At 73.7% G+C, this 14,736-nt stretch carries 12 protein-coding genes, 3 tRNA genes and 1 pseudogene; 4 read left to right on the top strand and 12 right to left on the bottom strand.

Going from position 1 to position 14,736, the window contains the following annotated elements; genetic code table 11:
- Positions 1 to 30: 30 nt before the first annotated feature.
- Positions 31 to 903 (top strand): annotated as a pseudogene (locus HNR12_RS29830) (recombinase family protein); the annotation flags it as partial.
- Positions 904 to 1,702: 799 nt separating this feature from the next.
- On the opposite strand, the gene HNR12_RS23880 reads toward HNR12_RS29830, so the two are convergent.
- From HNR12_RS23880 to HNR12_RS23865, 4 genes are all read right to left on the bottom strand, one after another.
- A tRNA-Ala gene (locus HNR12_RS23880) sits at positions 1,703 to 1,775 on the bottom strand.
- Positions 1,776 to 1,901: 126 nt separating this feature from the next.
- On the bottom strand, positions 1,902 to 3,617 hold the full coding sequence (locus HNR12_RS23875; RefSeq protein WP_179769662.1) for an ABC transporter ATP-binding protein: 1,716 nt from the start codon (positions 3,615 to 3,617) through the stop codon (positions 1,902 to 1,904).
- Complete coding sequence (locus HNR12_RS23870) at positions 3,614 to 5,488, bottom strand: ABC transporter ATP-binding protein (RefSeq protein WP_308118663.1); 1,875 nt, start codon at positions 5,486 to 5,488, stop codon at positions 3,614 to 3,616. The genes HNR12_RS23875 and HNR12_RS23870 overlap by 4 nt, the downstream gene beginning before the upstream one ends.
- Positions 5,485 to 6,516 carry an alpha/beta hydrolase gene (locus HNR12_RS23865; protein ID WP_179769661.1) on the bottom strand — a complete coding sequence of 344 codons (1,032 nt, stop codon included), beginning with the start codon at positions 6,514 to 6,516 and terminating at the stop codon, positions 5,485 to 5,487. Before HNR12_RS23865 ends, HNR12_RS23870 begins: the two co-directional genes overlap by 4 nt.
- Before the next feature lie 75 nt (positions 6,517 to 6,591).
- Between HNR12_RS23865 and HNR12_RS23860 the strand changes: the two genes are divergently transcribed.
- Positions 6,592 to 7,167 (top strand): TetR/AcrR family transcriptional regulator, encoded by a 576-nt coding sequence (locus tag HNR12_RS23860; RefSeq protein ID WP_179769660.1) that lies wholly within the window; start codon positions 6,592 to 6,594, stop codon positions 7,165 to 7,167.
- Between the two features lie 217 nt (positions 7,168 to 7,384).
- Here the strand turns inward: HNR12_RS23860 and HNR12_RS23855 are convergent.
- A tRNA-Ala gene (locus HNR12_RS23855) sits at positions 7,385 to 7,457 on the bottom strand.
- Positions 7,458 to 7,585: 128 nt separating this feature from the next.
- Between HNR12_RS23855 and HNR12_RS23850 the strand changes: the two genes are divergently transcribed.
- Positions 7,586 to 7,879 carry a GroES family chaperonin gene (locus HNR12_RS23850; RefSeq protein ID WP_179770865.1) on the top strand — a complete coding sequence of 98 codons (294 nt, stop codon included), beginning with the start codon at positions 7,586 to 7,588 and terminating at the stop codon, positions 7,877 to 7,879.
- A gap of 212 nt (positions 7,880 to 8,091) precedes the next feature.
- Here the strand turns inward: HNR12_RS23850 and HNR12_RS23845 are convergent.
- The 4 genes from HNR12_RS23845 to nadD form a co-directional block, all read right to left on the bottom strand.
- A tRNA-Ala gene (locus HNR12_RS23845) sits at positions 8,092 to 8,164 on the bottom strand.
- Positions 8,165 to 8,288: 124 nt separating this feature from the next.
- Complete coding sequence (locus HNR12_RS23840; protein ID WP_308118664.1) at positions 8,289 to 8,921, bottom strand: histidine phosphatase family protein; 633 nt, start codon at positions 8,919 to 8,921, stop codon at positions 8,289 to 8,291.
- A gap of 40 nt (positions 8,922 to 8,961) precedes the next feature.
- Positions 8,962 to 9,360: a ribosome silencing factor gene (gene rsfS / locus HNR12_RS23835; RefSeq protein WP_179769659.1), complete on the bottom strand. Its 399-nt coding sequence runs from the start codon at positions 9,358 to 9,360 to the stop codon at positions 8,962 to 8,964.
- Between the two features lie 27 nt (positions 9,361 to 9,387).
- A complete protein-coding gene (gene nadD, locus HNR12_RS23830; protein WP_218903272.1) occupies positions 9,388 to 9,960 on the bottom strand; it encodes a nicotinate-nucleotide adenylyltransferase in 573 nt (190 codons plus the stop codon).
- A gap of 341 nt (positions 9,961 to 10,301) precedes the next feature.
- Here nadD and HNR12_RS23825 point away from each other — a divergent pair, with 341 nt between their 5' ends.
- Positions 10,302 to 11,366 (top strand): M48 family metallopeptidase, encoded by a 1,065-nt coding sequence (locus HNR12_RS23825; RefSeq protein ID WP_179769657.1) that lies wholly within the window; start codon positions 10,302 to 10,304, stop codon positions 11,364 to 11,366.
- Between the two features lie 103 nt (positions 11,367 to 11,469).
- Here HNR12_RS23825 and HNR12_RS23820 read toward each other — a convergent pair whose 3' ends face one another.
- From HNR12_RS23820 to proB, 3 genes are all read right to left on the bottom strand, one after another.
- Positions 11,470 to 12,726: a glutamate-5-semialdehyde dehydrogenase gene (locus tag HNR12_RS23820; protein WP_179769656.1), complete on the bottom strand. Its 1,257-nt coding sequence runs from the start codon at positions 12,724 to 12,726 to the stop codon at positions 11,470 to 11,472.
- Positions 12,727 to 13,090: 364 nt separating this feature from the next.
- Positions 13,091 to 13,360 carry a hypothetical protein gene (locus tag HNR12_RS23815; protein ID WP_179769655.1) on the bottom strand — a complete coding sequence of 90 codons (270 nt, stop codon included), beginning with the start codon at positions 13,358 to 13,360 and terminating at the stop codon, positions 13,091 to 13,093.
- A gap of 113 nt (positions 13,361 to 13,473) precedes the next feature.
- Positions 13,474 to 14,670, bottom strand: a complete 1,197-nt coding sequence (proB, locus tag HNR12_RS23810; RefSeq protein WP_246425741.1) for a glutamate 5-kinase — start codon at positions 14,668 to 14,670, stop codon at positions 13,474 to 13,476.
- Positions 14,671 to 14,736: the final 66 nt, after the last annotated feature.

The following is a 14,736-nucleotide window of genomic DNA, read 5'->3' as shown; positions in this document are numbered from 1 at the left end:
TGGGTGAGAGCCCGAAAGGCAGTCACGACCATGACGCTCCTCGATCTCCCCTCCGGCCTCGACCTCAGCGCGCTGCGCACCCTCGCCGCCGGCCCGAAGCAGACCAGCGAAGCAGCGGCCCTTCCTGATGGGAAGGTGCCCGCGATCTCGTATCTGCGGGTCTCCACCAAGGACCAGGCCACCCGCAACGGTCTCGAAGAAGGCCTCTCCATCCCCGCGCAGCGCGAAGCCGCGCAGCGCAAGGCCGACCAGCTGAACGCGGTCATCGTCGCGGAGTTCATCGAGCCCGGCGAGTCCGGGAAGACCGCCCGCCGCAAAGCGCTCCAGGAGATGCTGGACTACCTCGCCGAGCACCCGGTGCGGTACTGCATCATCAACAAGGTCGACCGCATCGCCCGCAACCGGCTCGATGACGCGATCATCCACGCCACCCTCCGCCAGGCCGGGGTCACGCTCGTGTCCGTCATGGAGAACATCGACGAGACCCCGTCCGGGATGCTGATGCACGGCATCATGGCCTCCATCGCCGAGTTCTACAGCCTGAACCTCGCCCAGGAGGTCACCAAGGGGCTCGTGCAGAAAGCCACGATCGGCGGCACCCCGCACCGGGCGCCCATCGGCTACCTCAACGTCCGCACCGTCGATGCGGGCGGGCGTGAGGTCCGCGAGGTGCGGCTCGATCCCGACCGGTGCGAGCTGATCCGGTTCGCGTTCACCGCCTACGCCACCGGCGACTGGTCGCTATCCAAGCTCGCCCGCGAGCTGGAGACCCGCGGCCTCACCACCCGGCCCACGCCGTCGTTCCCCGCGAAGCCGGTCACCACGACCGCGCTGCACAAGATCCTCACCAATCCCTACTACCAGGGCATCGTCACCTTCCGCGACGTGACCTACCCCGGCACGCACGATCCGCTCGTCACGCCGGAGACGTTCGAGCAGGTGCAGACGATCCTGCGACAGAACCACGTCGTCGGAGACAAGCCCCAGAAGTACGACCACTACCTCAAAGGCTCGATCTACTGCGCCTGCGGGAAACGGCTCATGTTCGAGCGGCCCCGCAACCACCAGGGCGTCGCCTACGACTACTTCACCTGCACCGGCCGCCGGTTCAAGCGCAACAACTGCCAGCGCACCGCCGTCCTCACCCACCGCGTCGAGCAGTCCATCGAGGCCGGCTACCAGGACATCTCCCTCAGCCCTGGCGAGGCCGCGCAGGTCCAGGGTGTGCTCGGGCAGGTGTTCGACACCCTCTCCGAGTCCACCAGCGATGAGAAGAAGCTCCTCGCCGGGCAGATGGCGAAGCTCGAAGCCGAACAGGTCAAGCTCCTCCAAGCCCACTACGCCGACGCGATCCCCATCGATCTGCTCAAGACAGAGCAAGACCGCCTCCGCGCGAGCCTTCAAGCGATCACCGGTCGGCTCGACACGTTGGAGACGACCTACGACAAGGCCAAGGTCGGGCTCGACGCGATCCTCGGACTCCTCACCGACATCGGCGACGTCTACGCCAAGGCCGAACCGTCCGAGCGGCGGATGCTCAACCGGGCGCTGTTCGACCGCATCACCATCGATGACGAGGACGACGCCACCCTCCAACCAACCGAAGCGATCCAGACCATCCTGGCCACCAGCCCCAGGCCACACAACGAAAGAACCTTGCCCCGCGATGACGCGGGGCAAGGTTCGAACGTTCAACTTTACGTGGAGCTATGGGGATTCGAACCCCAGACCTCCTCCATGCCATGGAGGCGCGCTACCAACTGCGCCATAGCCCCGTAGTGCGTTCAGTCTAACGGACCCGCGGAGTGCCCCGGTCCACCGGCCGCCGGTCGGCCGCCGCACGGTCCGCCCGGCGGCCGCCCGGTGGGCGGGCGCGGGCCGCCCCCGCGCCCGCCGACCCCTCAGCCGCCCGGCGCCGGCGCCGTGGACGCCGCCCAGAACCCGGCGTAGCGGCCGCCGCGGCGCAGCAGCTCGGCGTGGCCGCCGTCCTCCGCGATCCGGCCCCGGTCGAGGAAGACGACCCGGTCGGCACGTTGCACGGTCCGCAGCCGGTGCGCCACCATCACCACCGTCCGGCCCGCCATCAGCCGCTCCAGCCCCGCGTGCACGGCCGCCTCGTTGACCGGGTCGAGGGCGGAGGTCACCTCGTCCAGCAGCACGATGGGCGCGTCCTTCAGCAGCGCCCGCGCGATCGAGACCCGCTGGCGCTCACCGCCCGACAGCAGCGCGCCGCCCTCGCCCACGTTCGCCTCCCATCCGCCGGGCAGGCGTTCGACCACCTCGTCGAGCCGCGCCGCCGCGGCGGCGGCGCGCACCTCGGCGTCGGCGGCGCCGGGGCGGCCGAGCCGGACGTTCTCCTCGATCGTGCCCTCGAACAGGTAGACGTCCTGGAATACGACGGCGATCCGCGCCATCAGCGCGTCGGTTCCGATCTCCCGCACGTCGGCGCCGCCCACGCGCACCGCGCCCTCGTCCACGTCGTGGAAGCGCGCGAGCAGTCGCAGCAGTGTGGTCTTGCCCGCGCCGGAGGGGCCGACGACGGCGACGCGCCGCCCCTCCGGAACGGACAGGGACACGCCGTCGATCACCGTGCGGTCGCCGTGCCGGAAGACGACCGACTCCAGGTCCAGGCCCCGGTGGGCGGGGCGGACCGGCTCGCGGGGCTCGGGCAGCGGCTCAGTGCGCAGCACCGCGTCGAGCCGGGCCAGCTCGGCGCGCGCGGCGCGCAGCTTCCCGGCGGCCTCCGCCAGCGCCAGCAGCGGCTCCGCGCCCCGGGCGGCCAGGACGAGGGCGGCCACGACCTCCGCCGCGCCGATGTCCCCGCCGAGCGCGAGGACGGCCCCCAGGACCAGCAGCGCGGTGAACACCGCCTGCACCACCACCGCCAGGCCCACCACGCCGGGCAGCGCCGCGAGCACGCCCCGGCGGGAGGCGCGCCGCACGTCCCGCAGCGCGGTGTCGAGCGCCTCGAACCGCTCGCCGGTCCGGCCGCCGGCGCGCAGCACCGGCTGGGCCTGGAGGTATTCGAGCACCCGCGCGGCGGCCTCGTGGTCGCGCGCGTGGCGCTCGGCGTCGGCGGCGGCCGTCGAGCGCGCCGTCCACGCCTGGACCGCCGCGACGACCGGGACGGCGGCGAGCGCGGCCAGCCCCATGCGCCAGTCCACGGCCAGCAGCACCGCGACGATCGTCAGGGGTGTCACGCAGGCGTTGGCGAACGGCGCCAGGAGGTGCGCGATCACACTCATCGCCTGGAGCACGCCCCGGCCGGCCATGACCGAGACCTCGCCGACGCGGCCGGCGTCGTACCAGCCGACGGGCAGGCGGGCCAGGTGGTCGCCGAGCCGGTGGTACATCCCGCGCAGCAGCGTGGTGCCGACGCGGAAGCCGGACAGGTCGCTGACGTAGCGCAGCACCGCGCACGCCGCCACCGCGGCCCCGAAGGCCGCCAGCCAGGGCCAGGCGTCCCGGGGCGCCGGACCGAACAGCTCCCGCAGCACCGGGACCAGCAGCGCATAGGACAGGCCCTCGGCCGCGGCGGCCGCCGCCATCAGGGCCACGGTGCGGCGCACCGGCCGGGCGTACTCGTGCCCCAGCACGCGCAGCAGCATCCGGATCATCGGGGCGCGTCCTCTCCCGGCCCGCCGTGGCGGGCGCCGTCTCCGTCAGCGGCCGCCGACCGGTGCATGTTCCAGAACGCCGCGAACCGCCCGCCTCTGGCTATCAGTTCGGCGGGGCTGCCGCGCTCGACGACCGTTCCGTTGTCGAGCATCACCACGGTGTCGGCGTCGGCGATCGTCTCCAGGCGGTGGGCGACGACCAGCATCGTCCGGTCGCCCCGCAGTGTCGCCAGGGCCCGCCGCACCGCCTGCTCGGTCCGCGGGTCGGCGAACGCGGTCGCCTCGTCCAGGACGAGGACGGGGGTGTCGGCGAGCAGCGCGCGGGCGAGCGCGATCCGCTGCGCCTCGCCGCCCGACAGCCCCGTCTCCTCGCCGATCACCGTGTCGTATCCGCGCGGCAGCTCCAGGATCCGGTCGTGGACGTCGGCCAGCCGGGCGGCGCGGACGACCTCGTCGCGGCCGGCGCGCGGCACCGCCAGCGCGATGTTGTCGGCGACCGAGGCGCGCAGCAGGCGGACGTCCTGGAAGACGAAGGAGACCGTGCGGTAGAGCCGCCGGCTCCCCAGCGCGCGCAGGTCGACCCCGCCGAGGAGGACCGCGCCCTCGGTGGGGTCGAAGAACCGCGGCAGCAGCTGGACCATGGTGGACTTGCCGCTCCCCGACGGGCCGACGACCGCGGTGAGCGTCCCGGGCTCCAGCACCAGGTCGATTCCGCGCAGCACCTCGCGGTCGTCGTCGTAGCCGAAGCGCACACCGCGCAGCTCCACCCGGTGCCCCCGCGGCTCGACCGGGTGCGCGGGCTCGGGCAGCGGCGGGACCGCCAGCACCTCCCGCACACGCCCCAGGGCGCGCCGAGCGGCCTGGAGGTCGTCGAAGCCGTGGCCCAGCGCCGCCACCGGCGCGGTCAGCCCCAGCCCGAGCAGCAGGAACGGCAGCAGGTCGACCGGCTCCATGCCGCCGCCGGCGATGAGCCAGGCCCCGCCGGCCAGCACGACCAGCAGCACGAACGGGGCCGAGAGCGCCACCTGCATCCCGGCGGCGATCACCGACATGCCGCGCGCCCACCGCAGGAACGTGTCGGCGAAGTCGTCGACGGCGGTGCGGAACGCGCGGTGGGCGCGCCCGGACCCGCCGAACGCCTTGACCACCGCGATGCCCCGCACGAACTCCACGGCCGCCCCGGCGATCCGCCCCATGGCCGCGTCGAACTCCCGCTGCTCGCGCAGCCGGTCCGGGGCCGTCATCAGCGGGACCAGGCCCAGTGCGAGGGCCACGGGCGCCAGCGTGATGAGCGTCAGCCGCCAGTCGACGGAGAACAGGTACACCAGCGACACCAGCGGCACGACGAACGCCGACACCAGTTCGCCGGGGGCGTGGGCGATGAACGGGTGCACGGCGCTGACGTCCTCGCCGACGGTCTTCGCCAGCTCACCGGTCCGGCGGCGGGCGAGCCAGCCCATGGGCGCCCGCCCCAGCGCCTGGGCCAGGCTCCGCCGCAGCGCCAGCTGCACGTGGCCGTCGAGCAGGTGCCCGATTCCCGACGACGCGGCCGTGCAGAGCAGCCGCACGAGCAGGCCCGCCGCTCCCGCGGCCGCGGCGAGCCAGACGTGGCCGTGGTCGGCCGGGCCGGGCGCCAGCAGGGCACGGCCCAGTTCGACCACCGCCAGCAGCGGGGCCAGACCCGCGACCGCGCCGACGACCTGGAGGGCCACCACGGCCGCGAAGCCCGGCAGGTGCGGACGCAGCAGGGGCGCCACGCTCGGAGGCACCGGCGGGTGGCCGCCGCCCGCCGGCGCGGCGGCGTGCTCGGCCGGCGCCGAGGGCCCGGGTTCGGCGGGCCCCGCGGGCCCGGACAGGACGGCGCCGCTCACCGGTCCGCCGCTTCCGCCGCGCTCGACGCGGTCGCGGGGCGCAGATGGCCGCGCAGGAACGCCAGGATCTCCCGGCGCGCGGGCCGGGCGGCCGGGACCAGGGTCGGCATGCTGATGAACGCGTGCCCGGCCCGGCGGTACTCGGCGACCCGGGCCGGCGTGCCCGCCTCGCGCAGGCGGGCGGCGTAGGCGCGCCCGTGGTCGGCCAGCGGGTCGAGCGAGGGCACCACCACCAGGGCCGGGGCCAGTCCGCCCAGGTCCTCGGCGTACATCGGCGACACGGCGCGCGCGTCCGCGCCCTCGGGGACGGCCAGTCGGCGGAACAGCTCCAGCCGCGCCCGGGTGAGCGTGGGGCTGTCGGCGTACTCGGCCACCGACGGGTGGTCCAGGGCCGTCGGGGTCAGGTCGGTGCAGGGGTTGACCAGCACCTGGGCCCGCAGCGGCAGGCCGGACCGCGCCGCCCGGACCGCCGCCAGGGCCGCGACCGCGCCGCCGGCGCTCTCCCCCATGACGGCGACCCGGCCCGCGTCCACGTCCCACTGAGCGGCGTGCTCCACGACGTGCCGCAGCGCGTCCCAGCCGTCCTCGACGGCCGCCGCGAACGGGACGCCCGGGGTCCCCGGCGTGACCAGGCGGTGCTCGACCGACACGACGACCGCGGGCAGCCGCGCGGCGATGCGGCTGCTGACCCAGTCGCACTGCGCGGCCGTGCCCGCGAACCCGCCGCCGTGCACGTGGACCACCAGGGGAAGCCCGGCCCCCGGGCCGGCGGGCCCGCGCGCCGGGCGGTACACGCGGACCGGGAGCACCCGGTCGGGCAGTTCCAGCCGCCGCCACGCGATGGCCGCCCCGGGGTCGGGGCGGCCGGTCAGAACCCGTACGGGGCCGGAGACCACCGCGCGGTTCTGCGCGTCGCGGACGGCGATCAGCTCGTCGTCCGACAGCGCGTCCAGGTCCGGCTCCCGCATGAGGCCGTAGACCAGCCGCACGCCCAGCGGGGGGCGCCGCCTACGGGAGGCACCACTCATGTCCAGCCCTTCACTCCGCATTTCGCTCCTAAGAGTATCGATACTCAAAGTAGCATAATCCGCTAGGATGCGGCCATGGCCCCAGGCACCCCGTCCGGCCGCCCGCCCGGCCGCCCGCCCGGCCGCCCCCGCTCCAGCGTCGACGCCGAGGTCTTCGCGGCCACCCTGCGCACGGTCCATGAACTCGGCTACACCCGCGCCACCGTCGACCGCATCGCCGCGGCGGCCGGTGTCGCGAAGACGACGATCTACCGGCGCTGGCCGTCCAAGGGCGAACTGATCACCGCCTGCCTCATCGACACGTTCGGCCCGCTGCCGCTCACCGGCAGGGACAGGGACGAGGACCTGGCGGCGGCCATCCGCTGGGGCGTCGCCAAGATCGGCGAACCTGGCGTGGCCGCGGCCTTCGCGGGCGTGTTCACCGACGCCGTCAGCGATCCCGCCCTGCGCGAGGTCCTGACCACCCGGTTGCAGGACCCCTACCGGATCGCGCTCCAGGAGGCGCTGGGCGAATCGGAGCAGCGGGTGCTCTTCGTGGTGGACGTCGTGGTGGGCACCCTGCTGCACCGCATGGGCATCACCGGCGAGCCGATGGTGGAGTCCGACGTGGAACTGATGATCGACATGCTCCGCCACGCCCTGCGCACGTGAGTCGTGCGACCGTGGTAGCCCCGGAAACCGGGAGCGCGAAAGCCCGCACCCCGGGCAGCACGGAGGCCGCGGGCTGACATGGGCTGCCCCGAGGTGCTCGGGAAGGCGCGGCTCCGCCGGAGGGATCCGGGGGGTCGAGGGGGGTGGGGCACCCCCGAAAGGCGATAAGGCGACCCTGCTCGCAAGCGGAGCTTGCGAGCAGGGTCGCCCTGATATGTGGAGCTATGGGGATTCGAACCCCAGACCTCCTCCATGCCATGGAGGCGCGCTACCAACTGCGCCATAGCCCCGTGTTCACCAGCATATTACCGGAAGTTGAGGGCGGGTGCGCACGTGCGGGTGCGGGGCCCTGCGGGCTCCGGGTTCCGGTTGGGCGCAATAGAGTGGAATGGTGTCCCAGTCCAAGCTTGAGATCCAGATGCTGCACGACCGCCTGCTGGTCCGCGAGATCCCCGAGAAGGGCGAACGGCGCAGCAGCGCCGGTCTGGTCATCCCCGACACCGTGAAGATGGCGACCCGGCTCGTGTGGGGCGAGGTCTGCGGAGCGGGCACCGGCGCCCGGCACGTCAAGACCGGCGACCGGGTCCTGTTCAACCCCGAGGACCAGAGCGAGGTCGAACTGCACGCCGAGCGCTACCTGGTCCTGCGGGAGCGCGACATCCACGCGGTGGCCAACGAGGCGCCCGAGCGGGGCACCGGCCTCTACCTCTGATCACCTCTGCGACGCGGCCCGGCCGTCCCGCACCCCCGGGCGGCCGGCCGCCTGCCCCTGCCCGGGGCACGTCCCGCGCCGCCTCCAGGCCCTTGCGCCCTCCGCGGTCGAGGCGGCCCGCGGACCCCCCGGCGGCACGTACCCCGCCATGACGGACGCGGGCGCAGCGAAAAGGCCACCTGCGCGGCGGGTGGCCCTGTTCACGAATCGCGTGGAGCTATGGGGATTCGAACCCCAGACCTCCTCCATGCCATGGAGGCGCGCTACCAACTGCGCCATAGCCCCGAACAGGTGCCCCCGAGGCGGTTGTTGCCCCGGCAGCACCAGAACAATAGCGGAATCCGGCTCCCACGTCGAAACGAATAACCGGCGCGGCACCCGCCCCCGCCTCGGCCTCACCCCGCCCGTCTCAGCGGTCGTCGCTGAGGGGGTGGGTCTCCGGCAGGCTGGTGGCGTTGTGCTCCAGCAGGCGCCAGCCGCCCCCGTGGGGGCCCAGCACCGACCACGCGCAGTTGCCGATCGGGCCCAGCGCCTGGCGGATCTCCGGCGGCAGCCCGATCATCCGGTTGATGCCCGCGCGCAGCGCCGCGCCGTGGCCCACCACCACGAGCAGGCCGCCCTCGGGCACCCGCGGCAGCGCGCGCAGCACGGCCTCCTGCACCCGCTCCCCCACGGCCAGGATGTCCTCGCCGTCGGGGATCTCCATGCGGGCGTTCTCCTCGGGCCAGCGCTCGCGGATCTCGGGCGTGGTCAGCCCCTCCCAGCGGCCGCCGAACCGCTCACGCAGCCCCTTGTCCAGCTCCACCCGCAAGCCGGTGGCCCGGGCCAGGAACCCGGCCGTGGTGGCGGCCCGGCTGAGGTCGGAGGAGACGATGGCGTCGGGCCGCAGCCGCGCCAGGAGCCCGGCGGCGCGCTCGGCCTGGGCCAGCCCGCGCTCGTTGAGCGGGATGTCGGTCTGGCCCTGGAAGCGCTTCTCGGCGTTCCAGGCGGTCTGCCCGTGCCGCCAGCAGAGGATCCGGCGGGTCTCGGCGGTCTCGGTCACGGCCGCCCCTTCCCGCCCACCGCCGGCGCGGTCGCGGCGCTCACGCCCCGTTCGCCTCGGAGCGCTGCGCGCCCTGGGCGGACTCCGGCAGCGAGATCTGCGGGCAGTCCTTCCACAGCCGCTCCAGGCCGTAGTGGCCGCGCTCCTCCTCGTGCTGGATGTGCACGACGATGTCGGCGTAGTCGAGCAGCACCCAGCGGCCGTCGCGCTCCCCCTCGCGGCGGACCGGCTTGACGCCGCCCTCCTTGCGCAGCCGCTTTTCGACCTCGTCGACGATGGCGCGGACCTGGCGGTCGTTGGGCGCCGAGCACAGCACGAACGCGTCGGTGATGACGAGCTGGTCGCTGACGTCGTAGGCGATGATCTCCTGGGCGAGCTTGTCTGCCGCCGCCTCGGCGGCGATGTTCACGAGCCCGACGGCCCGTTCGGTGGCGGACACGATGTCGCAGCAGCCTCTCTTGGGCGGCTACCCCGCGTCGAGGTAGAGCCCGGTCTTGGTGATGTAGCGGACGATGCCGTCGGGCACCAGGTACCAGATCGGCTCGCCCTTGCGGACGCGCTCCCGGCACTCCGACGACGAGATGGCCAGGGCCGGAACCTCCACGAGGCTGACCTTGCCGTCGGGCAGCCCGGTGTCGGTGAGCCGGTGCCCGGGACGGTTACAGCCTACGAAATGCGCGAGATCGAAGAGTTCATCCACGTTGTGCCAGCTCAGAATAGCGCCCAGGGCGTCGGCGCCGGTGATGAAGAACAGCTCGATCTCGGGGCCGTAGTGCCGCCGCAGCTCACGCAGGGTGTCGATGGTGTAGGTGGGGCCCTCGCGGTCGATCTCGATGCGGCTGACGCTGAACTGGGGGTTCTCCGCCGTGGCGATGACCGTCATGAGGTAGCGGTCCTCGGCGGAGGTGACCTTGGCCAGGTCCTTCTGGTAGGGCCGGCCGGTCGGCACGAACACGACCTCGTCCAGGTGGAACAGGTGCGCCACCTCGCTGGCCGCCACGAGGTGCCCGTGGTGGATGGGGTCGAAGGTGCCGCCCATGATCCCCACGCGGCGCGGACTCCGGCGCCGGTGCTCCGCGCTGGAGAACGCGCCGGTCGCGCCGGTCGGTTCACTGGCCACGTGCCGCTCCGTTTCCTCGTCACCGCCGTGGTGCCGGCCGCTCCGCCCCTCGGCGGCTCCGCCGGCCGCGCGAATCGCGCGCGTTGGTCGGTTTTTGCTTGATTTGCGCCGTTTTTCCACGGGCTACGCCGAGACTAACCGACGCCGCCCACCCGCCCGACTTCCTACCCCGCCGGTACCCCGCCGGTGCCGAAAAATCGCGTCATATCTCGTTGGCCGGAACCGTGGCGTCGCGCACCCGCGCCGCATAGCATGCCGACATGGCCACCAACGCTCCGGACCGCGCACGCGTCCGACTCGAAAACATAAGCTCCCGGGCCTACGAGCACCCGGCCGACCGGGGCGCGCTGGTCGCGCTGCGGTCGCTGCGCGGGTTCGACGAGGTCTTCAAGCGCCTCTCGGGCCTGTTCAACGAGCGCGCCCTGCGGCTGATGTTCCTCTCCAGCTCCGTGCGGGTGAACGAGCAGCAGTTCCCCGAGGTGCACAACTACGTCCGCGACGCCGCCTACATCCTCGACCTCGACGAGGTCCCCGAACTCTACATCCAGATGAACCCCCGGCCCAACGCCATGGCGATCGGCAGCCACAAGCCGTTCATCGTCATGACCACCGGCCTGTTCGACCTGCTCGACGCCGAGGAGCAGCGGTTCGTCGTCGGCCACGAGGTCGGCCACATCCTCTCCGGCCACGCCGTCTACCGCACCATGCTGCTGGCGCTGATCCGGCTGGCCGCCCGCGTCGCCTGGATCCCGCTGGGCTACATCGGCATCCGCGCCATCGTCACCGCGCTGGAGGAGTGGTACCGCAAGTCCGAGCTGTCCTGCGACCGCGCCGGCGTGCTGGCCGGGCAGAACCCCGACGCCGCCAAGCGCGCCCTGATGAAGCTGGCCGGCGGCTCCCGCCTGGCCGAGATGAACCCCGACTCCTTCATGGAGCAGGCGCGCGAGTACGAGCGCGGCGGCGACGCCCGCGACAGCCTCATCAAGCTGCTCAGCCTGATGGGCCAGACCCACCCGTTCGCGGTCATGCGCATGGCCGAGCTGACCCGGTGGCTCGACAACGGCGACTACCAGCGCATCCTCAACGGCGACTACCCCCGCCGCGACACCGACCGCAGCGCCAACGTCGGCGAGGAGGCGCGCAACGCCGCCAACTCCTACCGTGAGGCGTGGGAGCGCAGCGAGGACCCGCTCCTGGGCACCCTGCGCGACGTCGCCGGCAGCGCCGCCAGCGCCGGCGGCCGGATCTTCGACACCGTCGCCGACCGCTGGAAGAACGCCGGCAACCGCCGCACCGACTCCAACGCCGGCTCCGCGTCCTCCTGACACCCGCGGCATACGGCCTCGCGCCCGGACCGCGTGCCCTTGACCCGACCGTTCCTGGCCACGCCCGGCCGCCGCACCGCGCGGCGGCCGGGCGCACACCGCCCTAGCGCAGGTGGCCCTCGCCGGTGACCACGTACTTGGTCGAGGTCATCTCGGGCAGGCCCATCGGCCCGCGCGCGTGCAGCTTCTGGTTGGAGATCCCGATCTCGGCCCCGAACCCGAACTCCCCGCCGTCGGTGAACCGCGTCGAGGCGTTCACCATGACGGCCGCGGAGTCCACCCGCGACACGAACCTGCGCGCCGCCGACTGGGAGTCGGTGACGATCGCCTCGGTGTGCGAGGTGGAGTAGCGCCGGATGTGCGCCACCGCGTCGTCCAGGGAGTCCACCACCTTCACGGCCAGGTCGGCCGACAGGTACTCGGTGCTCCAGTCCTCCTCGGTGGCCGGGACCACGGCGTCGTCGAACGCGCGCGCCCGGTCGTCGCCGTGCAGGGTCACGCCCAGCTCGCGCAGCGCCGCGATCGCGCGCGGCAGGAACGCCTCGGCCACATCGGCGTGCACCAGCAGGGTCTCGGCGGTGTTGCAGGTCGACAGCCGCTGGGTCTTGGAGTTGACCGTGATCGCCAGCGCCATGTCGAGGTCGGCGGCGGAGTCGACGTAGACGTGGCAGTTGCCCTCGCCGGTCTCGATCACCGGCACCGTGGACTCCCGCACCACCGTCTGGATCAGCGAGCCGCCCCCGCGCGGGATCAGCACGTCGACCAGGCCGCGGGCGCGCATCAGCGCCTGGGCGGAGTCGCGGCCCGACCCCGGTACCAGCTGCACCGCGTCCAGCGGCAGGCCGGCCTTGGCCAGCGCGCCCCGCAGCACCTCGACGATGCGGGTGTTGGAGGAGTAGGCCGACGACGACCCGCGCAGCAGTGCGGCGTTGCCGCTCTTCAGGCACAAGGCGGCGGCGTCGGCGGTGACGTTGGGCCGCCCCTCGTAGATGATGCCGACGACCCCCAGCGGCACCCGGATCTGGCGCAGCTCCAGCCCGTTGGGCAGCACCGTGCCGCGCACGACCTCGCCCACCGGGTCGGGCAGGTCGGCGATGGCGCGCACGGCGTCGGCGATCGCGCCGACGCGGTCGGCCGTCAGCGTGAGCCGGTCGATCATCGCCTCGCTGACGCCGCCGGCGCGGGCGCGCTCGACGTCCTCGGTGTTGGCGCGCACGATCGACTCCGCCTCGGCGGTCAGCGCGTCGGCCATGGCCAGCAGGGCCTCGTCCTTCACCGCGCGGCTCAGCGGCGCGAGGTCGGCCGCGGCGTCTTGGGCCCGCTCCGCGCAGGCGCGGACCTCGCGCTCGATGTCACTCATGGTGGTGTTTCGCTTTCCAGGTCGCATTAGGGGGATGGGCGCTGCTTGCGCCCAGCTTATGTCGTGCCGCGCCGGGGGCTCGGGCGCGAGGCCGGCGGGTGCCGCACCGGCCGGGCGGACGCGAGGAGCTTTCGCGATTTGCCAGACAGTCCGGGCACCCACCCGGTACGGTGACGGCGCCAGGTTGCTCGCCGAGAGCTTAGGTGGTGTGCATGTCCGCGTGTCCCAACGGAGGAGAGCACGACTGGGTCTTAGGCCAAGACCGCAAGTTCCACTGCTCCAAATGCGGCGCCGAGAGCGCCCGCCGCCTCTGAACCGCCGGCCGACGGCATAGTCAGGGCGGCACGGCCTCCGCGGGTGCCCCTCAGCGCGCCCGCGGAGCGCCGCCGCGCACGGCGGCGCGCGGCTCCGGAGGCACCGTGCCCTCCTCCACCACCTCGCCGTCAGCGCTGGCGCGCCAGGTCACCGGCCCGCCGAGCAGGTCGGCGAGGTCCTGCGCCCAGCGCCGCAGCGGCGCGAACCGGTCGGGTCCCGGCCGCAGCACCGTGCGGCCCCGGTAGGTCACGGCGCCCAGGGTCACCACACGGCCCTCGTACAGCAGCTCGGTGTCGAACTCGTGGGTCGAGGACATCATTCCGCCAGCCTAGTGGCGGCGGTCGGACCCTACCGGGCGGCGCGCGGGGCGCCTGCCCCGCGCGCGGCCGTGCCCACCTGGGCCGACCCGGTGCGCCGCGCCCTCGGCGATGGTTATGGCCGGCCCGGTGGCCCGGCCACCCGCTCGGGGTCTCGCACCAGCAGCACCAGGTCGTCGCGGTGCACGATCTCGCGCTCGTAGTCGGGCCCCAGCTCGCGGGCCAGCCACCGGGTCGAGCGGCCCATCAGGTCGGGGACCTCGGCCGCGTCGTAGTTGACCAGGCCGCGCGCCACCACCGTGCCGTCCTCGGCGCGCAGGTCCACGGGGTCGCCGGCCGAGAAGTCGCCCTCGACCTTGACCACGCCGGCCGGCAGCAGCGAGGCGTGCGAGCCGACCACCGCCCGCACCGCGCCGGGGTCGAGCACGATGCTGCCCCGCGCGGTGGTGGCGTGGGCCAGCCACAGCTGCCGGGTGGAGGGCCGCCGCCGGGCGCGGGCGGTGAACAGGGTGCCCACCGGCGCGCCCGCCAGCGCGGCGCGCGCGTTGGCCGCCGAGGTCAGCACCGTGGGCACGCCCGCCTCGGTGGCGATCCGCGCGGAGTCGACCTTGGTGACCATGCCGCCGGTGCCCACGCCGCGCCGCCCGGCGCTGCCGATGTCCACGCCGTCGAGGTCGGCGGCGTCCTCGACCCGGGCGATGCGCCGCGCGCCCGGCCGGGCGGGGTTGCCGTCGTAGAGGGCGTCGACGTCGGAGAGCAGCACCAGCGCGTCGGCCCGCAGCAGGTGGGCCACCAGCGCGGCCAGCCGGTCGTTGTCGCCGAAGCGGATCTCGTGGGTGGCCACCGTGTCGTTCTCGTTGACGATCGGCATGGCCCCGATGTCCAGCAGCCGCCGCAGCGTGCGCTGGGCGTTGCGGTGCTGCACCCGGCGGATCATGTCCTCGACGGTGAGCAGCACCTGGGCGGCGGTGAGCCCGTGCCGGGCGAACGCCGCGGTGTAGTGGGCGATCAGCAGGCCCTGGCCCACGCTCGCGGCGGCCTGCTGGGTGGCGAGGTCGCGGGGGCGGGCGGGCAGGCCCATGGGCGCCAGCCCCGCCGCCACCGCCCCCGACGACACCAGCACGACCTCGGCGCCGGCGGCGCGCCGCTCGGCGAGCACGTCGGCGAGTTCGCCGATGCGGTCGCGGTCGATGTCGCCGCCGGGCGTGGTCAGCGAGGACGACCCCACCTTGACGACGATCCGCCGCGCCCCGGCCAGCTCGGTCCGGCGGTCGGCGGTGTCCTCCCCTTCTTCCGTCTGCGGTCCTGACAGTGCTTCGCGCACGTCGCTTCCCTTTTCCGTGGTGTGGTTGGCGGCTGGCTGCCTACCGCCCCCGCG

The organism is Streptomonospora nanhaiensis (assembly GCF_013410565.1).
Classification (GTDB): domain Bacteria; phylum Actinomycetota; class Actinomycetes; order Streptosporangiales; family Streptosporangiaceae; genus Streptomonospora; species Streptomonospora nanhaiensis.
The sequence above is the reverse complement of the archived record's forward strand: the minus strand, read 5'-3'. Positions and strand labels throughout refer to the sequence as shown.